General features: G+C 45.2%; 22 protein-coding genes, 5 tRNA genes and 2 pseudogenes. 20 read left to right on the top strand and 9 right to left on the bottom strand.

Annotated elements, in window-relative coordinates; genetic code table 11:
* The first annotated feature begins 7 nt into the window (after window positions 1-7).
* From asnB to IJ22_RS18650, 6 genes are read left to right on the top strand one after another with little or no spacing between them, the layout of a single operon-like run.
* A complete protein-coding gene (gene asnB / locus IJ22_RS18675; protein WP_062409901.1) occupies window positions 8-1840 on the top strand; it encodes an asparagine synthase (glutamine-hydrolyzing) in 1833 nt (610 codons plus the stop codon).
* Complete coding sequence (locus IJ22_RS18670) at window positions 1841-2950, top strand: glycosyltransferase family 4 protein (protein WP_062409900.1); 1110 nt, start codon at window positions 1841-1843, stop codon at window positions 2948-2950.
* A complete protein-coding gene (locus tag IJ22_RS18665) occupies window positions 2931-4178 on the top strand; it encodes a glycosyltransferase family 4 protein (protein ID WP_062409899.1) in 1248 nt (415 codons plus the stop codon). The genes IJ22_RS18670 and IJ22_RS18665 overlap by 20 nt, the downstream gene beginning before the upstream one ends.
* 23 nt (window positions 4179-4201) lie before the next feature.
* Window positions 4202-5281, top strand: a complete 1080-nt coding sequence (gene wecB, locus IJ22_RS18660; RefSeq protein WP_062409898.1) for a non-hydrolyzing UDP-N-acetylglucosamine 2-epimerase — start codon at window positions 4202-4204, stop codon at window positions 5279-5281.
* 17 nt (window positions 5282-5298) lie between these two features.
* Window positions 5299-5859 (top strand): sugar transferase, encoded by a 561-nt coding sequence (locus IJ22_RS18655; protein ID WP_062411057.1) that lies wholly within the window; start codon window positions 5299-5301, stop codon window positions 5857-5859.
* 34 nt (window positions 5860-5893) lie between these two features.
* Entirely contained in the window at window positions 5894-6607 is a 714-nt protein-coding gene (locus tag IJ22_RS18650; RefSeq protein ID WP_062409897.1) for an N-acetyltransferase, read from the top strand.
* 281 nt (window positions 6608-6888) lie between these two features.
* Here IJ22_RS18650 and IJ22_RS18645 read toward each other — a convergent pair.
* Both IJ22_RS18645 and IJ22_RS18640 read right to left on the bottom strand, forming a co-directional pair.
* Window positions 6889-7056: pseudogene (locus IJ22_RS18645) on the bottom strand (transposase); the annotation flags it as partial.
* A 71-nt stretch (window positions 7057-7127) separates the two neighbouring features.
* A pseudogene (locus tag IJ22_RS18640) lies at window positions 7128-8345 on the bottom strand (IS256 family transposase).
* A 190-nt stretch (window positions 8346-8535) separates the two neighbouring features.
* Here IJ22_RS18640 and IJ22_RS27240 point away from each other — a divergent pair.
* Window positions 8536-8682, top strand: coding sequence for an integrase core domain-containing protein (locus IJ22_RS27240; protein ID WP_082660882.1), 147 nt, complete (start codon window positions 8536-8538; stop codon window positions 8680-8682).
* A gap of 132 nt (window positions 8683-8814) precedes the next feature.
* On the opposite strand, the gene IJ22_RS18635 is transcribed toward IJ22_RS27240, so the two are convergent.
* The gene (locus IJ22_RS18635) at window positions 8815-10347 is read right to left on the bottom strand and encodes a family 43 glycosylhydrolase (protein WP_062409895.1); all 1533 of its coding nucleotides are present in this window, start codon (window positions 10345-10347) and stop codon (window positions 8815-8817) included.
* A 209-nt stretch (window positions 10348-10556) separates the two neighbouring features.
* On the opposite strand from IJ22_RS18635, the gene IJ22_RS18630 reads away from it, so the two are divergent.
* From IJ22_RS18630 to IJ22_RS18610, 5 genes are all read left to right on the top strand, one after another.
* Window positions 10557-11693 (top strand): outer membrane lipoprotein-sorting protein, encoded by a 1137-nt coding sequence (locus IJ22_RS18630; protein ID WP_054820301.1) that lies wholly within the window; start codon window positions 10557-10559, stop codon window positions 11691-11693.
* A gap of 445 nt (window positions 11694-12138) precedes the next feature.
* Window positions 12139-13326 (top strand): alanine racemase, encoded by a 1188-nt coding sequence (alr, locus tag IJ22_RS18625; protein WP_062409894.1) that lies wholly within the window; start codon window positions 12139-12141, stop codon window positions 13324-13326.
* 202 nt (window positions 13327-13528) lie between these two features.
* A complete protein-coding gene (locus IJ22_RS18620) occupies window positions 13529-13810 on the top strand; it encodes a CopG family ribbon-helix-helix protein (RefSeq protein ID WP_062411056.1) in 282 nt (93 codons plus the stop codon).
* Window positions 13811-13813: 3 nt separating this feature from the next.
* On the top strand, window positions 13814-14164 hold the full coding sequence (locus tag IJ22_RS18615) for a type II toxin-antitoxin system PemK/MazF family toxin (RefSeq protein WP_010494553.1): 351 nt from the start codon (window positions 13814-13816) through the stop codon (window positions 14162-14164).
* A 73-nt stretch (window positions 14165-14237) separates the two neighbouring features.
* Complete coding sequence (locus IJ22_RS18610) at window positions 14238-16463, top strand: Tex family protein (protein WP_062409893.1); 2226 nt, start codon at window positions 14238-14240, stop codon at window positions 16461-16463.
* 107 nt (window positions 16464-16570) lie between these two features.
* On the opposite strand, the gene cmpA is transcribed toward IJ22_RS18610, so the two are convergent.
* Window positions 16571-16711 (bottom strand): cortex morphogenetic protein CmpA, encoded by a 141-nt coding sequence (cmpA, locus tag IJ22_RS26115; RefSeq protein WP_137670414.1) that lies wholly within the window; start codon window positions 16709-16711, stop codon window positions 16571-16573.
* Window positions 16712-16791: 80 nt separating this feature from the next.
* Window positions 16792-17154, bottom strand: a complete 363-nt coding sequence (locus IJ22_RS18605; protein WP_062409892.1) for a hypothetical protein — start codon at window positions 17152-17154, stop codon at window positions 16792-16794.
* 149 nt (window positions 17155-17303) lie between these two features.
* Between IJ22_RS18605 and IJ22_RS18600 the strand changes: the two genes are divergently transcribed.
* The 3 genes from IJ22_RS18600 (at window position 17304) to IJ22_RS18590 (ending at window position 17988) form a co-directional block, all read left to right on the top strand.
* Window positions 17304-17777 carry a SprT family protein gene (locus IJ22_RS18600; protein WP_062409891.1) on the top strand — a complete coding sequence of 158 codons (474 nt, stop codon included), beginning with the start codon at window positions 17304-17306 and terminating at the stop codon, window positions 17775-17777.
* A 37-nt stretch (window positions 17778-17814) separates the two neighbouring features.
* Window positions 17815-17890 (top strand) — tRNA-Asn (locus tag IJ22_RS18595).
* A gap of 10 nt (window positions 17891-17900) precedes the next feature.
* Window positions 17901-17988: transfer RNA gene (locus IJ22_RS18590), tRNA-Ser, on the top strand.
* A gap of 809 nt (window positions 17989-18797) precedes the next feature.
* Here the strand turns inward: IJ22_RS18590 and IJ22_RS26380 are convergent.
* Window positions 18798-18944, bottom strand: coding sequence for a hypothetical protein (locus IJ22_RS26380; protein WP_160327392.1), 147 nt, complete (start codon window positions 18942-18944; stop codon window positions 18798-18800).
* A gap of 206 nt (window positions 18945-19150) precedes the next feature.
* On the opposite strand from IJ22_RS26380, the gene IJ22_RS18585 reads away from it, so the two are divergent.
* Window positions 19151-19222, top strand: a tRNA-Glu gene (locus tag IJ22_RS18585).
* Window positions 19223-19343: 121 nt separating this feature from the next.
* Window positions 19344-19426 (top strand) — tRNA-Leu (locus tag IJ22_RS18580).
* A gap of 126 nt (window positions 19427-19552) precedes the next feature.
* Here the strand turns inward: IJ22_RS18580 and IJ22_RS18575 are convergent.
* Entirely contained in the window at window positions 19553-19945 is a 393-nt protein-coding gene (locus IJ22_RS18575) for a DUF2500 domain-containing protein (RefSeq protein WP_054818165.1), read from the bottom strand.
* Between the two features lie 183 nt (window positions 19946-20128).
* Between IJ22_RS18575 and IJ22_RS18570 the strand changes: the two genes are divergently transcribed.
* Window positions 20129-20211 (top strand) — tRNA-Leu (locus IJ22_RS18570).
* A gap of 145 nt (window positions 20212-20356) precedes the next feature.
* A complete protein-coding gene (locus IJ22_RS18565) occupies window positions 20357-20950 on the top strand; it encodes a YitT family protein (RefSeq protein ID WP_074729152.1) in 594 nt (197 codons plus the stop codon).
* A gap of 44 nt (window positions 20951-20994) precedes the next feature.
* Here IJ22_RS18565 and IJ22_RS18560 read toward each other — a convergent pair whose 3' ends face one another.
* Window positions 20995-21267 carry a hypothetical protein gene (locus tag IJ22_RS18560; RefSeq protein WP_062409890.1) on the bottom strand — a complete coding sequence of 91 codons (273 nt, stop codon included), beginning with the start codon at window positions 21265-21267 and terminating at the stop codon, window positions 20995-20997.
* A 282-nt stretch (window positions 21268-21549) separates the two neighbouring features.
* Between IJ22_RS18560 and IJ22_RS18550 the strand changes: the two genes are divergently transcribed.
* Window positions 21550-22950 (top strand): S-layer homology domain-containing protein, encoded by a 1401-nt coding sequence (locus tag IJ22_RS18550; RefSeq protein ID WP_062409888.1) that lies wholly within the window; start codon window positions 21550-21552, stop codon window positions 22948-22950.
* Window positions 22951-23074: 124 nt separating this feature from the next.
* On the opposite strand, the gene IJ22_RS18545 is transcribed toward IJ22_RS18550, so the two are convergent.
* A complete protein-coding gene (locus tag IJ22_RS18545) occupies window positions 23075-23524 on the bottom strand; it encodes a DUF2621 domain-containing protein (protein ID WP_054818170.1) in 450 nt (149 codons plus the stop codon).
* Between the last annotated feature and the right edge of the window lie 121 nt (window positions 23525-23645).

The raw sequence follows: 23645 nt of genomic DNA, 5'->3' as shown, positions 1-23645 counted from the left end.
GATTTATATGTGTGGTATTGCAGGAATTATTAACAAGGATGGAAATCACGTGAAATCATCTTTAATAAAAGAAATAACCGATATTGTTACTCATCGTGGTCCGGATGGTGCCGGTTATTATTGTGAAGATAATTTTGCTTTCGGTCATCGAAGATTGGCTATTTTGGATTTGTCTGGAGAAGGTCACCAGCCGATGCATTACTTAAACGGCGAATATACTATCACTTTTAATGGGGAAATTTATAATTTTATTGAAATTAGAGATGAATTACGCAAATATGGATTCGAATTTAAGTCAAATTCGGATACAGAAGTAATATTAGCCGCATACAAGCATTGGGGTAAAGAATGTGTGAATCAGTTTAATGGCATGTGGGCTTTTGCGTTATATGATAAAACGAATAAGATTATTTTCTGTTCGCGTGATCGTTATGGAGTAAAACCATTCTATTACTATAATGATAACCAAATTTTCGTATTTGGTTCTGAAATTAAGCAGCTAATTAGTTTTCTGCCTCAGCGAAGGGTTAATAAACAAATTTTATTGGATTTTATTATTTCAAATTATTCAGATCATAAAAATGAAACCTTCTTCCAAAATATTTTGAAATTACCCGCGGCTCATAATTTAGTGTACGATTTAAAATCAAATAGTATTGATGTTTACCGTTACTACTCAATTGAAAAATCAAATCGAATCGCAAGTCTTTCTTATGAGTCTGCCGAGAAGGAATATGGGGATACTTTAAAAGACGGTATTGCTTTAAGATTACGCTCTGATGTTAAAGTAGGTACTTGCTTAAGCGGGGGACTAGATAGTTCAAGTGTGGCAACTATAGCTGCGACTTTATATAAAGAAAATAGTGATATTCCTTTTTCAGCAATAACGGCTGTTAGTACGCAGTCCAACAATGATGAGTCAGGCTTTGCGAAAATTGTAGCAGAACATTGTGGAATGAATTGGATTCAGGTTAAACCATCATATGAAGATTTCGTAGAGAGTTTGGATCACCTTGTTTATTCACAAGAAGAACCATTCGGTAGCCCATCACTGACGATGCAGTACTTTGTTATGAAGGCTGCGAGAGAGAATGGAATAACAGTATTACTAGACGGTCAAGGAGGGGATGAGACGCTTCTTGGTTATGAGAAATATTATGCCGCCTACTACACATCTATTTTCAAAAAAGAGGGTTTCGTAGCGGCATTAAAGGGGATTATACAATCATCACAGAATAATAGTAAAATGAGTCTGAAAACTATTTTAATGTACTTAATAGGAGGACTTTCTGCAAGGTTACGTTTTAAATATTATGCTTGGAGACATCGTTATTTAAAAGAATTTCCACATCAAATTCCCCAGCACATGAAAGATTTTTCGAAGGCTTGTTTAAATGAGTTTGAGTTACAAGAGTTAGAGATTAGAAGCTCTAATTTGCCTATTTTACTTCGATATGAAGATAAGAATTCTATGGCGCATTCCATTGAAACGCGTCTGCCTTTCATAGATTACAGGACCTTGGGAATTGCTTTATCCTTACCGGGCCAATATAAGATGCATCAAGGATGGACAAAATATATACTTAGAAAAATCATGGACAAACATATGCCTGATGAGATTGTATGGCGCAAAAATAAATTTGGTTTTGAAGCACCTGAAAATCAATGGTTGAGAAAGCATAAGAAGAATATGATGGAACAAATTAAAACTTCTAAAATATTGAATTATCTTTGTGATATGGCAAAGTTAATTAAAATTTTTGATAAGCTTGATATGAGAACCCAATGGAGATTATACAGTGTTGCTCTATGGGAAAAAAAATTTGAGGTAGAAATTTAAATGAAAGTATGTCACTTTACCTCAGTACATTCACCGTTAGATGTAAGAATCTATCTAAAAGAGTGTGTATCTTTAGCGAAAGCAGGATTCGAAACTCATTTAGTTGTTACGGGTTATAAAAATGTAGAGTCTCAAGGTGTTCATATACACTCCGTTGAAAAGAAAGCTTCCAGATTAAAGCGTATGCTTATTACATCTTGGAGAGTTTATAGGCAAGCTAAAAAACTAGAAGCATCTGTTTATCATTTTCACGATCCGGAACTGTTACCTTACGCATTATTATTAAGCCTTCAAGGCAAGCATGTTATTTATGACGTACATGAGGATGTCCCCCGAGACATCATGTCCAAGGAATGGATACCTAAACCTATTAGAAAAGCGGTTGCATTCATAGCAGAAACTATTGAAAATTTTATTGCCAAACGGTGTGTTGTTATTGGAGCAACTCCTGCCATAACCGCACGTTTTCAAAAGCTTGGTTGCAAAGCTGTGAATGTCAATAATTATCCTATACTAAGTGAATTATTTCCAACTATTCAAGAATGGTCCATTAAATGTAAACAAGTTTGTTATGTAGGCGGTATTAATCAAGTTAGAGGAATTGACCAAATGGTTGAAGCTGCTTATGAAGCCGGCGTTAGACTGGTTTTGGCTGGGTTGTTTACGAATGATGAACACAGAAAGCAGCTTAGCCAATCACCAAAATGGAATAACGTGAAAGAGCTAGGTCAAATCGATAGACAAGGGATAAAAGAATTATATGATGACAGCATCGCAGGGTTGGTTGTGCTGCAGCCGATTGATTCATTCAAGGAGTCTTTACCGATTAAAATGTTTGAGTATATGTCAGCTGGGATACCGGTTATTGCATCCGATTTTAAGTTATGGAAGACAATAATTGAAGGCAATCATTGTGGAATATGCGTTGATCCCTCTGACGTGAAGGCTATTGCGGATGCTATTAATTGGTTTAAAGAACATCCCAAAGAAGCGGAGCAAATGGGTAAAAATGGACGTTTAGCGATAGAGCAACAATACAATTGGGAAATTGAAAGTAAAAAACTAATTGAGCTTTACAAGGGGCTTGAAAATGAAAATTTGGATTTTTAATCACTATGCAATAGCTCCCGGTACAAGCGGGATAACAAGACATTATGATTTGGCTAAAGAGCTAGTGAAATTAGGATGTGATGTGACGATTTTTGCATCATCCTTTGATCATCAAATGAGAAAAGAAATTCATATCCACGACGATAAAACTAATGCACTCACTGAAGAATATTCAGGTGTACGTTTTGTTTGGGTAAAAACTCCGCCATACCAAAAAAATGATTTTCGCAGAGTTAAAAATATGATAGCCTATACAATCAGAGCTTATCGTGAGGCAATGAACTCTGATGTTAGACCTGACGTTTGCATAGGATCGCTTATGCATCCATTGGCTGCTTTATTAGGTTATTTTGTAGCATCAAAGAAAAAAAGTAAGTATTTTTTTGAAGAACGTGATTTATGGCCTCAATCTTTAATCGACTTAGGCAAGGTATCAGAAAAGAACCCCATCGTATGGCTTTTGAGTAAACTAGAGATGTTTCTTTTTAGAAAAGCGGACAAAATTGTGATTTTATTTGACAAAGCTAAAGGCTATATTGAACAAAAGGGTATTGATTCTAAAAAAATTATTTATCTGCCTAATGGTGCGGATATAGAAAGATATGGAAATGATATTGAACCAGTTGAGCTTACAGATGAACTTAATCAAACTTTCTCTAGTTTAAAAGGGAAGTTTATTGCAGTTTATACCGGAACAATAGGTGTAGCTAACAATTTAGATGCCGTATTGGATGCAGCATCAATTCTGAAAAACCAAGGATTTAACGAAATACATTTTTTGTTGATCGGTAATGGGGCGGAAAAATCCAGGCTTGAAAAAAGAAAAGTGAATGAAGAACTGGATAATGTAACATTCCTACCACCGGTAAGAAAAGAAATAATACCAACTATCTTAAGTAAAGTCAATGTTGGCTTGCTGCCGCTACAGGACTCACCAATTTTTAAATGGGGAATCAGTCCAAATAAAATGTTTGATTATATGGCAGCTTCAATACCAACGATTTTGTTATGTGACTTAGAAGGAACTCCTTTGGAGAAAGCTGAAGGAGGAAGCATTATTAAAAATAATTTTGGTGATAATCTTGCAAAACAATTAATTTTTTATGCATCTGACAAAGAGCATACAAAATTGGTAGGAATAAAGGCAAGAAGATATGTAGAAAAGCACCATACATGGAGTAAACTTTCTAAGGACTTTTATCAAGTTATCAAAGAAAATATAACCTGAATCCGTTAATTGGAGAGAAAAATATGAAAAAAATTCTTACGGTTGTTGGAGCACGTCCACAATTTGTTAAGGTCGCGGCTGTATCTAGAAAACTTAGAAATTCTTTTCATGAAGTTATGGTCGATACAGGACAGCACTATGATTATAAAATGGCAGGTGTTTTTTTCGATGAACTTGATATTCCCAAACCGGATTACTCCTTAAATGTAGGTTCTGGCAGTCATGGTTTACAGACAGGGAATATGATGGTTAAAATTGAAGAAGTTGTTTTTAAGGAAAAGCCTGATGCAGTTCTTGTATATGGCGATACAAACTCAACTCTTGCAGGTTCTCTTGTAGCGTCTAAGCTTCATGTTCCATTATTTCATGTTGAAGCCGGGCTTAGAAGCTATAACAAGAGGATGCCAGAAGAGATTAATCGTGTATTAACTGACCACATCTCATCTTTACTTTTTACTCCAACGGAAACAGCTAGTTTAAATCTAGCAAAAGAAGGAATAGTGCACAATGTTCATTTGGTTGGAGATGTAATGTTTGATGCAGTTAATTATTATTGGAGCCAATCGGAAAAAAAGTATGATCTAAATTCCTTCTCTTTAAAAGATAAGGATTACTATTTGGCTACTATTCACCGTGCTGAAAATACAAATAATATAGCAATATTAACAGCTATTATTAAATCATTAATTGATTTGAATGAATCAGTGATTTTACCTCTTCATCCACGAACACAACAGAAGATAAATGACTCCGCATTAAGGGGAGTACTTGCTCAGCAGTCAAACGTGAAAATAATTGATCCAGTGTCATATCTGGAAATGATATTACTTGAGAAGCATGCAAAAGCCATCATAACAGACTCCGGAGGAGTACAAAAAGAAGCTTATTTTGCCAAAGTACCATGCTTTACACTAAGGTCAGAAACAGAATGGGTCGAAACAGTAGAATCAGGATGGAATGTATTGGTCGATCCAATGAATCAGTCATTAAAGCAAGTGATCGAAATGTATAATGTTCCAAGTCAGCATATGATGCTGTATGGCGACGGTAATGCTGCACAAAAGATTGTTGATCAAATCGAATTATGGTTTAAAAGCAGGTGAGATGATTGTATTTAGCAATTAAAAGACTAATTGATATTGTGCTATCCTTACTTGCAAGTTTAATTTTTTTGCCAATATTTATTATTATTGCAATATTAATAAAGTTGGATTCTAAAGGCCCTATTTTCTTCAAACAAAAAAGAGCAGGGAAGAATGGATCCTTGTTCTATATATATAAATTTAGAAGTATGAAGGTCGATACTCCTAATTTAGCAACAGATAAGCTAAATAATCCGGAAGAATACATTACAAATTTGGGGAAATTTATTAGGAAAACCAGTTTAGATGAACTTCCTCAGTTAATTAATATTTTAAAAGGTGATATGTCTATTGTTGGTCCTAGACCGGCATTATATAATCAGTATGAATTAATTGAGGCAAGGCACCAGAAGGGGATTAATTGTATTAGACCTGGTCTTACAGGGTATGCTCAGATTATGGGAAGAGATTTTATTTCTGATGATCAAAAGGTTGAATATGATAAGTATTATTTGGATCACATGTCCTTGTTATTAGATTTAAAAATACTATTCTTAACTTTCTCTAAAGTGATTAAGGCGGAGAATGTAAGAGGATAAATTAGTCTTAAAATACCCTCAAAGGAATGAGATCATGTCAAACGTTGAAATGGGAAGAAATGTGGTTATTGGTGAAGGGGTAACTTTTGGGGAGAATGTAACAATCGGGCATAATGTTGTTATTTATGATGGTAGCACTATTGGAAGTGATGTAACTATACATGACAATTGTGTTATTGGCAAACAACCAATGAGAGCAAAAAATTCGGCGTTGAAAACTCCACTTAAAAAACAAAGTCCGTCAATTATCGGAGACGGATGTACGATTGGGACCTCATCTGTTGTTTATGCAGGAGCCGTTCTCTCTAATGACGTATTTGTTGCAGACTTGGCGACAATTCGTGAGAGAGTGAGCATTGGGGAAAAAACAATCATAGGCCGTGGTGTTGCGATAGAAAACGATTGTACAATCGGTGCTAAGTGTAAGTTAGAAACCAATAGTTATATTACGGCTTACTCCGAATTAGGAGACTATGTATTTGTTGCACCTTGTGTAGTTACTACGAATGATAATTACATGGCTAGAACTAAAGAACGATTTGACAAATTCAAAGGTGTCACCATTAAAACAGGAGGAAGGGTAGGAGCAAATGCTACAATACTTCCAGGAAGAGTTATCGAAGAAGATGGGGCTGTTGCAGCCGGTAGTGTAGTTACAAAAGACGTAAGAAGTAAAGAAATTGTTGTAGGTTCTCCAGCTAAAAAGCTTCGAGAAGTTCCTAAGGAACAGCTTCTCGAGAATCAATAATAAGTAAGTCAAAATATATTTTACAGATTCGATTTGGAGAACGTCCATCATATATAAAAATATACCCTCGATTTTTATCGGAGGGAATATTTTTATTACATTATTATAATTGTACCTTTTTTTAATTCATGCAAAAACTCTTTTGATTGAGCGTTTTGCATAATTCTGTTTCTGAGAAGAAGTTAAACCATTTTTACTGCCGTTAAGGGGTAATTCCACCAATGGTATTTTACGGATAAAGAAATGGACAGACTTGCAGAATTTTAGAACAGCTTGTTTTTTTAAGCGGCAGCCCGTTCCGAATGATGAGCAACGGGGAGCGCAGATGCAAGCAGAACAATAGCATTCAAATACTGATGAGTTGTGAATTTCTGAATGCCCCGGACGTGTGCGGCGTCTGCCGTCAAATAGGTTTTCAATCGGGAGTTGCAGCGTTCTACGCTGGTGCGCGTTGTGGGTCTGTCAATAATTTTGTGTAAACTCATGTATAAAGGAATCTCCCCTAGGGGAGATTGGCCCCTTACGGCAAGTGCTGCCCGATTCGATCCGGAAAGAAAACGGATAGCTGCAGCAGCATCTGTCCCCAATTTTGGACACGCCCCGTCCATTTACGGGTGACATCCATGGTTACAAGATAAAGCATCTTCAGAAGAGCCTCGTCGCTGGGGAAAATGCTCTTTCCCTTCGTTACCTTACGAATCTGACGATGATAGCTCTCAATCATATTGGTGGTGTAGATGAGCTTGCGCAGTTCGGGAGGGTGCTTGAAGAAGGTAGCCAGCTCCTCCCAATTGCTGCGCCACGAACGGATGATGAGCGGATATTTAGCGCCCCATGTTTCCTCGAAACGATCCAGCTCCACAAGCGCCATCTCCTCCGTCGCCGCTTTGTAGATCGGCTTCAGATCAGCTGTTACCTTCTTCAGATCCTTATAGGAAACGTAGCGAGTCGAGTTGCGGATTTGGTGAATGATACACTTTTGAATCTCCGTCTTCGGATAGCAGGCGGCAATGGCCTGAGAGAAACCGGTAAGATTATCGACACAGGTGATGAGAATATCCTGTACGCCGCGATTCTTTAGGTCGTTTAGGACGCTGAGCCAGAACTTGGCCGATTCGTTCTCGCCGATCCACATGCCCAGCACATCCTTGTTACCATCCAGATCGATGCCGATGACCATGTAGGCGGCCTTGTTCACAATAGCGCCGTCTTGCTTGACCTTAAGTGAATGGCGTCAAGGAAGACGACGGCATACACGCTTTGCAGCGGACGGTTCTGCCACTCCTTGATGAGCGGAACGATTTTGTTCGTGACGTTCGAGATCATCGTCGGCGAAACGTCGATACCGTACAGATTCTGCAGGTGATCTTGGATTTCCCGCGTGCTCACGCCTTTGGCGTATAAGGCGATAATCTGATCTTCGATGCCGGTGACGTTGGATTGATGCTTCTTTACCACGAGCGGCTCGAACTCGTCCAGACGATCCTGGGCACGGCAATCTCCTGATCGCCGTATTCGCTGGTGATCTTCTTCTTGCTCTTTCCGTTGCGGCTGTTGGTCGTCTGTTTGTTCTTCACGTCATGCTTCTCATGCCCAGATGCGTTTCCATCTCGGCCTCCAGCATCTCTTGCAGCGTCTCGGCAAATAAGTCTTTCAAAGCATTCTGCGCGTCCTGTGCGGTCACCAGCTTGTTCTCCTTAATGAAGGCCCTAAGCTGCTCTTTTGTCCATAATCCCATGTGTGTCCCCAACCTTTCTATTACTTTCATTTTATCAGGTTTGAGAGTTTACACATTTTATTTTACAGACTCCCAATAGCACCTATCTCGAGTTCTTGAAGAAGGAAGGCATAAAGATCTCCATGGACGGCAAAGGTCGTGCAACAGACAACAGTCGAACGGAGCGATTTTTCCACTCGCTCAAGTACGAATGCATCTACATGAAGACCCTCGCGCGTTGCGTCAAGGGATAGCTCGTTATATCCAATTTTACAACGAGGAACGTCCTCACCAGTCCCTCGGCGAAACAAGGCCCGTACAATTCTACGCCCACGAAGTAAAGCAAATCGCATCCTAATCAATGGAAGGAGAACATAACTTATTTCTCAAAAAATCGTGTCTTGACATTGGGGAGCATTACAGATTGTCAGCGAAATCGGCGTTAAATAAGTACTACTTTGTAAGGATATTAGAAAGATTTAATTGATTTTTATTGATTCGATGATATACAAATAAATTTATAAATCTTGCCTATAAATTGTGAAGGTTCTACTTCAGACATAGGTTGGTTACCCATCATGTTCGCTAAGGCAAACTCCTCTAAACCTTCAATGGATCCTGAAAGCTTAGCGGATGCCGCTAGATGGTCATCAATATAAAGTTCAATATTGTCCGCCTTTTTCTTCAAGGTTACTATGCTTCGTTTACCAGTGGGAAGGAGAGTATTGCTGTCCATGACAAACTTCGTCGCTTTGTCGTTTACTCTAATTTCAGCTTGGACCCTTTGGTCTGGTGTTATCCATAATCTAATGAACGGTCCTGTCTCCGGTTGCTGAGAGCTGATCCGTCCTAACAATTGAGAATGTTTAATTTTTTGGGAAGCAGGCAAAAAATCAATGGACATTTCAAAATCTGTTAGCTTTGTAAGACTTAAGTGGCCAAAAATCCCACCAAGACTTTCTTGAGTAGTCAAGCTGTCATTGTTGATCTTTGAACTCCCCCATAAATTAGGCGTAATCCCTGTTGCAATATCCTTATTATTTTTAGAGAAATCCAATCTTACGGCATCAAAAGCATTTCTGCCATCTTGCGGAGGTTTGCCGACTTCTAAATATCCCCACCCGGAAGGAACCGCTGTGTCTGAACCAGGGTCGGAGTTATGCGCATAATATATACGATCTTTCTCCGAAGCGATAGTTTGCTCTAGAAATACTGGGTTAAATATTTTGGCTTGTGAATTTCTGGTTTGCCAAGGTTCAATGGGCTCTACCAAAGCTATTGCGGGGGAGGCAGCTTTCATTGTGTTTGAATTCAGTTCCACCAAAGCAACTCTCTGCTTCTTGCCGTCCCAGCCAGCAAATGATACATATACGCGGGATTCATGAAAAAATATGGCAGCGTCTGCTTCCTCTAATGCATGCCAAGGTGCCTGTCCAAGCTCGCTAAAAATAGGACCTAAATCAGTCCATGGACCATACGGAGTATCGGCTCTAGCTATCCCGGCCATTTTCGTGTTGATATCTTTATAGGTGGCATAATATTTTTGATCCAAAGGACTTTTTCTCACATGCCAATCAGCTAGATTAGGGAGAGCAGCATCCCGATAGCTGTAAGGACCTGCTGCATTTGAAGAAGTAAAATGTTGAGTTGTTTTTGTTGGTGGATGATAAACCCAAACATGCCATACTCCCTTTTCGTCTTTATAAGCTGTTGGGTAACGTCCGTTAATTGTCATATCATCTGTTGAACTAGAAAGCTCTTCGATGGTCTTGGCGCTTCGATGCTTGGTAGAGGATTTATCATCGTAAAATAGGTGGTACATCCCGTCTTCATAAAGAAGGTCGAATTCGTTAATTCCTGTAGGAAGGGTAAATAATTCTGGACTAAGTGCTCCTCCTCTTAGGTGATCTGTCAAACTAGCATTTTCAGAAGGTTTATAAGGGTTAGAGAGTAAATAAACTCCCAAGCCGCATATAAAAGCTATAACAATGAAAAAAACAAGAACAACAGACCGATACTTCATCAAAATACTCTCCCATTATTGATAATATAATTTGCAAATATAAGTCGTATATTAATTCTTCCACTATAATTGGATGGACATTGTTATCATACAATAAAATCACTGGAAAACCTATATAAAGAACATCACCTTGTCTGCATAATTGTCCAACCCTCCACATAGACATGTTATCAAGATCAGTTTGATTATGTCGTGGAGGGGATGAAGCTATGCGGCGGTTCACGTGGGTGGTGGCCCTTGTGATGGTTTGCTTGAGCTTGGTGGTCAGCGGATGCGGCCTGATAGGGAAGAAGGATGCGGGATCGGTTGTTAAGGATTTGGATGGGGTAAGAAGCAAGCTGCAAAGTTACCACGGCAAGGGGAAGATGACGCTCAATACGGGGCAGGAGCCGCAGGAGTACGACGTTGAGGTTTGCTACCTGGAGCCTTCTTATTACCGGATTGTGTTGACGAATGCCAAGAAGGACATTACGCAGATTGTGCTTCGCAATGATGATGGGGTGTTCGTGCTGACGCCGCATTTGAACAAGAGCTTCCGCTTCCAGAGCGATTGGCCGGAAAATCAGGGGCAAGTTTATTTGTACCAGTCGCTTGTGGACAGCATTCTGATGGATAATGAGCGCCAGTTTACGTCCGATGAGAAGTCGTATGTATTTGATGTGGTGGCGAACTACCAGAACGGATCGCTTGCGCGGCAGAAGGTGTGGCTTGATAAGAGAAATTATGCGCCGCAGCATGTGGAAGTGTCGGATGCGAATGCAAATGTTTTGGTGATCGTGAAGTTTGATGTATTTGAATTCGGTACGAAGTTTGAAAAGGATCATTTTGATATGCAGCGTAATATGACCGGTTGGAACCTGATGACGCAGCCGACGATAGTACATCATGACGATGCGAACGCCGGTGCGGCGGAAGAGGGAACGACAGGTGAGAGCAAAGGCGCCGCGGCGAACGGAACCGGGGCAAAAGGTACGGCTGCGGGTGAGAAAACGGATGCGGCCAAGCAGCAGTCGTTCGGTATTATTGAGCCGAACTATATGCCGAGCGGGGTGAAGAAGCAGGATGTGACGGAGCTGACGCTCGGTGATGATAAAGCTGTAATGCTTCGGTACTCGGGGACTTATAATTACACGCTGTTGGAATCGCGGCCTGTGACGAAAACGGTGACCAATATGCCGGGGGACATCCTGGACCTGGGCTTTACGCTCGGTGTTGTAACGGGGGATGCCAAAAAAACGCTGACCTGGACATATGATGGGGTAGAGTTCCGGTTGTCGACCGCAGATCTGCCGGAAACGGAAATGATTAAGATTGCGCAAGCCGTTCAAGGAGAAATGGGGAAATAACACCTCTATGGCCTATTGGAGTATGGCCCTGCAGGCAAAATTTCTGCGGGGCTATGATTGGCTATCGCCCGCTAAAAGGATAGAATGAGGCTTAAGCATTTGAGTTTCAGTCTCCAAGCGGAGTGGTGGTTTTTTAGGATATCCAATGTAAAATCGTGGAGTTGAGCTCTTGCTAGATTTCGGCGGAAGCGATCGTTGATTCCGGCAGAACTCCCTTTTGGCAGCCTGTCAAAATTTGAAGCTCTACCCGTGTTTCTTTCCGAAGGTCTGGGGCGAGTAAACGGAAATTTTGTTTTTGGAATCTTTCCCAAACTGTTAAAAATCCGTGATATCGTTGACAGGACAAGGGTATACGGATTAACATAGTTCTAGTCATTAGGGAAGCTCTTCCCCAAATGGGGTGGCTTCCCTTGCTTTTGTGAGACTTGAGAAGAAGGTGGACCTAGTGGATTCGTTTTACCGGCCGACGCGGGTAGAAATTTCGCTTGATGCACTGCGTCACAACCTGGAGGAGTTTCGAAGAGTACTTCCTGAGCATGTAAGCATGATGGCTGTCGTCAAAGCGGACGCCTATGGCCACGGCGCCGTAGAGGTTTGCAGGGAGGCGCTTAGCAGCGGTGTGAAGTATATTGCTGTAGCTTTTTTGGACGAGGGCCTTGAGCTGAGGCAAGCGGGAATAACAGCGCCGATCCTGGTGTTGGGTTATACGCCGCCTGAAGGGCTGGAGACGGCCTGGGAGAACGATATTACGCTAAATGTTTACACGCATGAGCTGTTGGATGCTTGGGAGCGTTTGGGGCCCAGGGAGCGTCCGCTGAACATTCATATTAAGATTGACTCCGGCATGAACCGGCTCGGGTTGACTGAAGAGCATGAAGCGATTGAACTGATTGAACGGGCGATGCGGATACCCGGGCTGCGGGTGGAAGGGCTGTTCACCCATTATGCTTGCGCAGACGAGACGGATAAAAGCTATACACTGGAGCAGTACGGTCGCTTTGAACGGGTGGTGGAGCATTTTCACCGTCAAGGAATCCGGTTCCCCTGGGTGCATGCGGGCAACAGTGCCGCGGCGATCGATACGCCGAATTTGACGTATAATATGGTACGGCTCGGGATCAGCATGTACGGCTTGTACCCTTCGGAGGAGGTCAATCAGCAAATCATTGATCTTCAGCCGGTACTAAGCATCAAATCGGCCGTAGTCATGGTCAAAAAGGTGCCTCCCGGCGCAGGTGTTAGCTATGGCGCGATTTACCGGACAGAGGGCGAAGAAACAATCGCTACGCTGCCGATCGGGTATGCGGACGGATTCTCGCGAATACTGACGGGCAAGGCGCAGGTGCTGATCAAAGGACAGCGTGTGCCGATCGTGGGCAGAATTTGTATGGATCAATGTATGATGAATGTGACGGGTCTTGCCGATATATCTGTCGAAGAAGAAGTCGTCATTCTGGGAAGTCAGGGAGAAGAGCGAATTACGGCGGAGGAGCATGCTCAGTGGCTTGGAACCATCAATTACGAAGTCATCTGCATGATCTCGCACCGCGTTCCGCGAGTTTATATCAAAGAGGGGCGCGTCTCGCATACGGTCAATCCGCTGCTCCGGCATAGGTGGGAGCGGACAGAGTAAGGGGTTCATTTTTCCAAAGTTTTTTTTCTCCGGGTTGAGAGGATTTTCATGTTTTTCCGCGAATATGTATACTAATAGTCTGTGGACGCCTAACGGTATAGCATATTTGCTATACCTTGTGCATATATTGATTTTGTATATTTTTACTGGGATGTTGCCATAATGGAAATAGGTGTTTGTATGTTTTTGGGGGTGTATGTTGGTGGCGGGTGCGCATAATACGAAGCGAATCATGATCAGCTTGCCGGATTACTTGCTGAAGGAAGTCGACCATCTGGTGGAAAAGGAAAATTCCAACCGCAGCGAGTTTATCCGTCAGGCAATGAAGCTGTATTTGATTGAGCGAAAAAAGAGGCATTTGCGCGATTCCATGCAGCGCGGCTATATGGAAATGGCTAAGATCAACCTACACATAGCCTCGGAAGCATTTCAGGCGGAGGAAGAAGCGGATGGCACGCTTGACCGTCTTGTAAGCGGGGTGTGACGATTGATTGTCAAACGTGGCGATGTCTTTTTCGCGGATCTCTCACCGGTCGTGGGTTCCGAGCAGGGCGGCATTCGTCCTGTTCTGATCATTCAGAATGATATTGGCAATCGCTTCAGCCCCACGGTGATCGTGGCAGCGATTACAGCACAGATTCAGAAGGCCAAGCTGCCGACGCACGTGGAGATTGACGCGGAAGCGCACGGTTTTGACAGGGATTCGGTCATTCTGCTAGAACAAATCCGGACCATTGACAAGCAGCGGTTAACGGATAAAATCACGCACTTGGATGAAGAAACCATGCGCAAGGTCGACGAGGCTTTGCAAATCAGCGTAGGACTAATTGAGTTTTAAAAGGTGCTGGCGAGGCGGGGGTGCGTGTGCCCTCGTTTTTTCGTTGTTGGCATATGGAGAGGAGAAACTTTGGATGGCACAAGAGCAAACGGTACAAGCGGAGAATGAACAATCTAAGGCAGAGCTGACCGCAGAGATGAAGTCGGCGATTCAGGAGCGGATTGTGAAGCAGATCGCTTCGGAGCTTCAAATTGCGGTAAGCCGGGTGAAAACGACCGTTGGGCTTTTGGATGAGGGGAATACCATTCCTTTTATCGCGCGGTACCGTAAGGAAATGACGGGAGAGCTCGATGAAAATCAACTGCGTGACATTGAGGAGCGGCTGACGTATCTTCGCAATCTGGAGGACCGGAAGCTGGAGGTTGTCCGTTTGATCGACGAGCAGGGAAAGCTGACCGACGAGCTGCGGACTGCCATTGAACAGTCGGTGAAGCTGCAGGAGGTTGAAGATCTGTATCGGCCTTACCGTCAAAAACGCAAGACGCGGGCAAGCGTGGCCAAGGAGAAGGGCCTGGAACCGCTGGCGGAGTGGATTTTGGCTCAGCCCAAGCAGGGTGAGCTGCTGTCGGAAGCGGCGGGCTATATTAGTGAGGAGAAGGGCGTGCAGACGGCTGAGGAAGCCGTTCAGGGCGCTATGGATATCATTGCCGAGCAAATCGCGGATGACGCGAAAATCCGGGCTTGGGTACGCCGCTACACGTTTGAGCAGGGTGTGCTTCGTACGGAAGCGAAAGACGCTCAGCAGGAGTCCGTCTATGAGATGTACTACAGCTATCAGGAGCCGGTTCGCAAACTGCCGCCTCACCGTATTCTGGCGGTAAACCGTGGGGAGCGGGAGGAAGTGCTGAAGGTGACGCTGGATGTGCCTGTGGAGCGTATCCATGAATATATAGCGAAGCAAATCATCCAAGGACCTTCTGTGGTTCAGGATACGCTGCAGACCGTCATTGAGGATGCGTATAAAAGGCTGATATCCTCATCGATTGAGCGGGAAGTGCGTAACGAGATGACGGAGAAAGCGGAGGAAAAAGCGATCGAGGTGTTCGCGGAGAACCTGCGCAACCTGCTTCTGCAGCCGCCGGTTAAAGGCAAGGTGGTGCTCGGCGTGGACCCCGCTTACCGGACAGGCTGTAAGCTTGCGGTAGTGGACGATACGGGCAAATTGCTCGAAATCGCCGTTACTTATCCGACACCTCCAAACAATAAGGTGGCGGAAGCGAAGGTCATCTTCGGGCGGCTGATCGACAAGTACGGTGTAGAATTGATCGTTATCGGCAACGGAACGGCTTCCCGTGAAACGGAGCAGTTCGTAGCCGAACTGATTGGCGAACTGAAGGGACGGAAGCTGCAGTATTTGATTGTCAGCGAGGCTGGGGCAAGCGTGTACTCGGCGTCGAAGCTGGCGCAGACGGAGTTCCCTGATCTGGACGTGGCGGAACGCAGTGCGATTTCGATTGCCCGGAGGGTCCAGGATCCGTTGGCGGAGCTTGTCAAAATCGAGCCGAAAGCGATCGGCGTTGGGCAGTACCAGCACGACGTTACGCAAAAAAGGCTTGATGAAAGCCTGACCTTCGTTGTCGAGTCCGTGGTGAACCATGTGGGAGTAGATGTGAATACGGCATCCCCGGCGCTGCTGTCCTATGTGTCGGGTGTGAACAGTACACTGGCCAAAAACATCGTGAAATACCGCGATGAGAACGGGAAATTCGAGAGCCGGAAGCAGCTGCAGAAGGTGCCGCGGCTTGGGGCGAAGGCATTCGAGCAGTGCGCGGGCTTTCTGCGTATCCCGGATGGCGCTAATCCGCTGGATAATACGCCGATCCATCCCGAGTCGTACGAGGTGGTGGATAAGCTGTTCCGCGAGCTGAAGCTGGAGCTGTCGCAGCTTGGCACCGCCGAACTGAAAGAAATTCTCGGCAGGCTGGAACCCGAGGAGTTGGCCTTAAAGCTGGATGTCGGGGTACCGACGCTTCGCGACATTCTCGATTCTCTGCAGCGGCCGGGACGCGACCCGCGGGAGGAGCTTCCTGCTCCGATTTTCCGCACCGATGTGCTGCAGATCGAGGATTTGGCTCCGGGCATGGAACTGAAGGGGACCGTCCGTAACGTGATCGATTTCGGCGCGTTCGTCGATATCGGAATTAAGAACGACGGGCTTGTTCACATTTCCCAGATGAGCGATTCCTTCGTAAAGCATCCGATGGATGTCGTTTCCGTAGGCGATGTAGTGACGGTGTGGGTGCTTAACGTGGATGTGAAAAAAGGCCGCGTCGGTTTGACGATGAAAAAGCCTTCTTAAGCAAATAATAGAGCATAGGCCGGAGGCAAGGGGCTTCGCTTGGTTGACATGGCGAGGCGAGTCCCTTTCGACTGGCATATGCTCTATTCGCATTGGTGTGGAGATGTTCAATGAAGCTGGGATTCCGTATAATGCGCGTCTTGTCTGCGTGTCCGGTAAAAGAACCAGCAATCGTTAAGTAAACGGATTTGCCGGTGGTTTTTGTTGTAAAAGGCGCGCATCAGTTGGTTGCATAGCCACTGTGGCAAGCCGATCAGCCCCTTCCCGTCATGCTTCGTACATCTTTAGCATATGGTGAAAGGGACCGTGGGGTGCAGGTCCTTATGAATTACGCAAGTTCTTCTTCCTCTTCGTACCACTGCTCAAGCTGTGCTTGAAGGGCGCGAATTTCCGTAAGAAGGGAAATGAGAGGGTACTCTTTTTCCTGTTCCCTAAGGGCGGAGAAGGCTTTCTCGAGTGCATTGATGTAATCCAGGCCGTGCTGCAGCTTGTATGCCGGATGGACGATCTCAAGCTGTTCGAATTCCGCAATAAATACCGGCAAGGCCGGTTTGGACGGGATGGTCAGCTTATCCAGCTCCTTGTGCAGTCTTTGATTGAGTGCGGCCAATTGGTACATATGCGTTGCCGGCATTTCGACAAATTCCAATTGATCGTTATGTTGAAGTAAAGCGTATTTCATTTTGGGCATTGGAAGGCGGCTCCTCTCATAAGATCAAACGTTAATTCGTGCGCAAGAATGATTTTCATGATTCCTACTTGACAGTTTAGCCTAACCTGCGGTTACAATTCAAGTGATGAAACTTGAGGTAGAAAACGAATAAAGGATGGGAAAAATCAATGGATGACCGGCAGCTTCAGCTGTGGGTGGAGCAAATATCATTGACGTCGTTTGGGCTGCCTTTTGAGCATCAGGCTCGATTTAACCGGCGGCTGCGTTCTACAGGGGGACGGTATTTTACCCGTACGCATGACATTGAAATCAGTTGGCTTCAGTACGAGCAATTTGGTGCCTCCGATGTGGAAAAAATCATTAAGCATGAGCTGTGCCATTACCATCTGCATATTCGGGGCAAAGGTTATCAGCATCGGGACAGTGACTTCAAGCAACTGCTCGCCAAAGTGGGCGGAACTCGATATTGCAGATCACTGCCTCAATCGCTGCGGCGCAAGGAGCCATACCGGTACAAGCTCGTATGTGTGAGCTGCAAGGCGGAGTATTTGCGTAAAAGGAAGGCCGACCCGCGCAAATACGTTTGTGGACATTGCAAAGGGAAATTGAGATGGCTCACAATTGAAATGGCACATGCTTGACTTGGAGCAGCAATCATGATAAATTAAAAATTGTTCTTCCCCGATAGCTCAGTCGGTAGAGCACTCGACTGTTAATCGAGTTGTCACAGGTTCGAGTCCTGTTCGGGGAGCCATTCTTATCTTGGAGAGATACCCAAGTGGCTCAAGGGGACCCTCTGCTAAGGGGTTAGACTGCGTAAGTGGTGCGAGGGTTCGAATCCCTCTCTCTCCGTATATATAGCAAAATAAACCGCCGGAAGGCGGTTTTTGCTATATATGGGAATATGAGAGGGTTCGAACCCGAGAAGAGGGGGCGGCGGAGCAGCGTAGGGAACGCTGCGGAGTCTCGCGGTCTCGTATTTCCAACGGTGAAACCGATCATTAAAATCCATACATTCAATAACCGAAAGGCCAATTCAGTTTGGGAATCCTTTTGAAGTTCATGCCTTAACAATTCGACAATAAAGGTCAGCGGCGGAAAAATGGAGCTAATGATCGTGAGCATTTTCATAATTTCGTTCATCCGATCCGATTAAAAGGCCTGTCAGCGATTCTCTATATATGTCGAGCATATGTCGAGCGGGTCGATTACCCGGGAAATATGATCATCGATGTCGATGACATAAGCTTCTGCTTTCTTGCATAGAAGGTAAGTTTTTGATGTCTTATGGCGTCGAGAAGCGATTTTTCTCCACAAGATGACTCGCCGGAGTTGAACGTTTGAAATGGAAAATTTCATGCGATACGAGAACATAAGGATTGTGGCAAGTGTTCTGCTTCGTACAGTCCAAAAGACCTTTCGTAATATCGGTGTAATCATGAACGCAGCAATCCAAAATCCCATGATAGGACCGGAATGCTCCATGATATCCTCTGTCTGCAGATTTTTTTAGCTTTTCCACTATAGGGATCGGCTTTATAAAGAAAGTGATTATGTTATTGAAACCGGTGGCAAGACCCTATTCGACAATCGTGAGATCCTTCTCGACAATGGCAAAAAACGTCAATCCAATGTTCCTTATGGCGGTTCATTTTGAGACGCTATTTCAGCATGATGCGGACCTCCACCACCAAGGGCAGCAGTGAAACGGCTTTCCAGGAATACTCGACCTGCGCCGGAACCGGGTCGGAGATATGTATCCAGGCGCTATCGTCTTGATCCGGAACGCGAATGTCTTGTTCGGTCATTCGGTCGGCGGTTCATCGGTAATTCAGCAGATAACTGGCACCTCATTAAAAGGCTTTATTTTTCCCTGACTGGCATAACGGAATTTCCGTTCCCAAAGCTTGCTTTTGTTCCCGAAAAACTGTCGAAAAAACATCTTGTCAACCTCGAAACATTCCGCTATAATAACTCTTGTCGCTTAAAAGGCAGTCGATTTTCATTATGGCATGGCCCGTTGGTCAAGGGGTTAAGACACCTCCCTTTCACGGAGGTAACAGGGGTTCGAATCCCCTACGGGTCATATTAAAGGGGATTTGAACCCCTGAGGGTTCGTCGGAGGATAAGCTTCGCTAGCATCGGCTTCGCAGTCTCGGAGCGCAGCGAGGAGTATCCCCTACGGGTCGTTATAATCATTTTAACCTGCGGTTGTGGTGGAATGGCAGACACGCTATCTTGAGGGGGTAGTGAGCGTACGCTCGTGGAGGTTCGAGTCCTCTCAACCGCATTCAATAAGCCTGGTGATCCCAATAGGATCATCAGGCTTATTTTCTGTCGAATGTGGTAAGAGAGAGAGACGCTCTGGAGGCAAACGCTTGGATGGCGTCTCATCTTTTCCGACGTTGGAGCAGCCTCAATAAATGGATTGCTGCCGGGATCTCTCAAATTCCAGGAAGCGGGTGCCTTGATAGGAAAGCTGCCCCTGATCGCCTTCCGCCAACAGACCGTAATCGCCGGGGCGAACATGGAATTCGCGTCGTTCTCCCTGATCAAATTCAAACGTGACATAATATGAAGTATGGGCTGAAGTATGTTCGCCCCCGCTGACTCTTGTCCGTTTGGAAACGACAAAAGCCGGCTTGGTGATTCGTTCGCTGGCGTTATTGCTCATCCAGGTGTAAACCCCCCGGCCCAATATAAACAAAGCAGCCCCCACAATGAGCGTCGTAATAAGAGTAAACATCATTGAAAAAACAGGCGGCGGACCACCAAAAGAACCGCTAAACGGATCGCCAAAAGAGATCATTCCGTCCACTCCCCATATGGAAATTTGTTCATACGGTTTAAACGTATTTCCGTGCCGGGATGTTTCATGGTTTAAATTTTTAAACCGTTAAAAAGAAATATAGTAAAAAACATTCGGGTATGAAGTGCTGTCAAACGAGCGGGCTTTACTCTTGCTGGAGAACAAGATATAATTATATTATGCGCGGTTGTGGTGGAATGGCAGACACGCTATCTTGAGGGGGTAGTGGGCGTACGCCCGTGGAGGTTCGAGTCCTCTCAACCGCATTTTGGCTTAAATCCGGAAACCCTTGGTATTCAAGGGTTTTTTCTTTTGCGCTTTATCTCTTCGTTAAGAGTAAATAGGGATTAATGCACATTTTTGATGTGTTCAGCATATAAATCAGACATGCCTTAATGGGAGCTGGTTGGGTTGCTGTACCATAAAATCGTTGCAATCATAACGGGAAGCTTGCTAATCGCGATGGGTGTGAATTGTTTTTTGATGCCGTTTAAAGTTTTGGACGGCGGGATTATCGGCATAGCTCTCATTATTAATTATTTGTTCGAATTCAAAGTGGGACTTGTAGTCATCCTGTGCAGCATACCCATCTTTACATTGGCATGGATTTATTACCGGGAGTTGGTCTACAACAGTTTGCATGGCATGCTGCTTTCCTCCTATCTGATTGATATCTTGGAACCGTTCCATTATTATTTTCTCTATTATGTAAATTTGACGCCGGTCAGCAGCAGCGTAATCGGAGGCTTGATTATCGGCGCGGGAATCGGAATCATGCTGCGATATGATACCAGTACCGGGGGAACGGATTTGCTGGCTCAATTTCTTTCGAAGTATGTTACGTTTAATGTAGGGATCATCATTTTTATTCTGGATGCGGTCATTATCAGCTTGGGAGGCCTGCTGATCTCGGCGGAGACATTGGTGCTGTCTGTGATTACGATTACGGTTGGAGGCGTGACGACAACGCTCTGTACGCTTAAATCCGCTGGACGGACGCATTGAAAATGACAAAAACCTCCTTCTCGGGAGGGCTCCTTATGAGTAAGCTATAGGCGCAGCAGGGCCTGCCGTTCGGCTTGAGGACGGCATAATTTGCAGACACCGACCACTCTGCCGCGGCCGGAATAAAAGGTCAGTTCCTTTGGAGGGACTTTCTTTTTACAGTAAGAGCAGCTTTGCTTGGACAGAGGTCGTTTGCTTCGGCCAGAATGGATGTGCTGCGGGCGATTTCGTTTCTTCCTTAAGACGAGCCGGACGGCGGAGGCAGCAATCATAAGAATAAGCCCATACAGGAGTATCTTTTCTTGATCACCGAACATGATGTCCCTCCCTCGTTTTTGAACCGATGATGAATATGGCCTTACTACACCAATATTTCGTCAAACGGGCGTTGATTCCTTTTTTTCGGGTGGACTGTCTATTAACGGAGCATTGAATGCAGCGGCCGCCGGGGATGCCTTGAAACAAGCAATCGGTATTGCCCTCCTCGAAAAGGGAAGAATCTACAGGTCGTGCATTCCGGGACGAATTCAAGGTTTGCTGTAACAAAATATGCCCCTCCTACCGATAAAAAAGGAAAGAGATGGGAGGTATTGCGACTCATGAGAAATGCTAGCAGCCCGATGTGGCGCAAACTCGTGCTTCTGGTGTCATTCACTCTTTTGCTGTCGTTATTGCCGGTCCGGGCATTCAGTGCGGACACCGGCTTCCGGGACGTCGATCCGCAGCGCTACGCCTGGGCGATCAACGCCATACGGCTGATGACCGACAAGCAAGTATTAACTGGTTATCCCGACGGCCTGTTTCGTCCGGACCAAACGGTCAGCAAAGCGGAATGGACAGTGATGGTCCATCGTTTGTTTAATAAGTACCGTCCCAACCAGTATGCGGTGGGGATGGAGAAAATCAGCTATTTTACGGACGTGCCTCCGCTTCACTGGGCACATCGGCCGATTATGGATATGTATAACGCGTCCTTTCGCATCGGCGGATACGGCGTGAGCCGAACCGGGGATTTGGCCTTCCGGCCTGATCAAGCGTTGAACCGGCTTCAGCTGGCGCAGATGCTTTACGCATTCTTCGATCAGCGGCTGATGGACCGCAGGCTGAGTGAAAACGATGTGTGTGCCGTTATGATGGAGTTTAAGGATGTCCCTGTCAGGCTGTTTACGGATCCTGAGGAATATGCTGCCGCCAAGGCGGACGGAAGATACGAAGCGGGAGGGTTGATGGATATTGAAAGCAGCAATGTATATCCATCGCTCTTTATGGGCAACCATTCCAGCAACTGCAAGTTTGGAGACGATCCGCTCTCGAACGTGCAATCTACAGCGCTCGTCAGTCTGAAGGCCAACGGCATCATGACGCCGAACGACGATGGATACTTCCGGCCGAAGGATAGAGTGACACGCGCGGAAGCTGTGACTATTCTTAACCGGATTTACAGCTACCTTAAAAACAACAGCCTGCTCTCGGACTATACGTCTGTCGAGCTTGATGCATCCGGCTCCGGCGGTGGTTCTGCGGGAACAGGCGGAGGAGCGCCATCATCAGGCGGGGGTTCCTTCAATAACAATCCAGGCAGCAGTATCATCGTTCCGCCAAATTCGGGCGGCTCTGCCGGCGGGAATCATCAGAATCCGGAATGGTCGGATAAATCGGTGATTCGTGTAACGGATTATTTTAACGATCAGGGTGTCATTGTGAAAAATGTGAAGCTGTTCGGTGAGATCGAGACGGCGGTGCAGCCGAATGGGAAGAGATTTTTGACCATCGATATGAAATCGCAGGAGAAGGTGGATCTGTACGTTATTCTGGACGGTCGTGTGGGCTTCGTCAAGCAGGAGGAACTGCCGCTTACTCTGCCTTTGGACGGCATTGGGATGGTGGGTCTCCGTTCGCAGAAGCGGGATATGAAATCGCCGCGGACAACGGAGTATCAAACCACATTGAGCGTGGCCCTGTACGACGAGGATCCAGGAAACGGCAAAAAGCGGAAATAGACCGCCGTATGGGAGGCCTCCGTTCCCTTTGAGGGACGGGGGTCTTTTTGTTGAACTCTGTCTATAACAGGGGTTCACGCAGCAAAAATCCCTCCCGGCGTATCGGAGAGGGATATCCAAGCTGCTACTGAAGCAGATGCTTATAAGCGGTATAGTCGATTTGCTTTTTGTCGAGAAAGGAGGTCAGACTCTTGTAATCGCGTTTTGGCGTTGCGAGAATGTAACCCTTGATGCAATGATCCTTTGTGATTTCAGTGGCGTTGTCCTCCAGGGCCACTTGTCCGATCCGGGCGGCGATGGAATGCCTGGCGATGTCACGGAAAGGCTTGGGGACCGGTTCAACGAGCATTTCAAGGAAGGCTTTGGATTCCTCCGTCCATAGATGCCGGGATGATTCGACATAATGATTTTGCCAGTCGAGCTTGGATTTGCCGTCATTTCCCATCGGAAGCACCTTCAAAAATTTGCGGAACATAAAATAGCCGCCGATCGACATAAAGAACAGCAGCACGAACACCCAAAACAGGATAAACCACATAAATCCCGAGGGCGGGACGGAACTGGATAAAAGCATCGCACATTTCACCTCGCTTCCATTATACCGTAAATCCGGGCTTCAGGAAAACGGCAGATTGGAGCAGGAGCGCCTTTTGGTTAGAGAAACATTTCCTATTCTAGATTTCCGGACGCAATCC

Source organism: Paenibacillus naphthalenovorans (genome assembly GCF_001465255.1).
GTDB lineage: Bacteria > Bacillota > Bacilli > Paenibacillales > NBRC-103111 > Paenibacillus_G > Paenibacillus_G naphthalenovorans.
The sequence above is the reverse complement of the archived record's forward strand: the minus strand, read 5'-3'. Positions and strand labels throughout refer to the sequence as shown.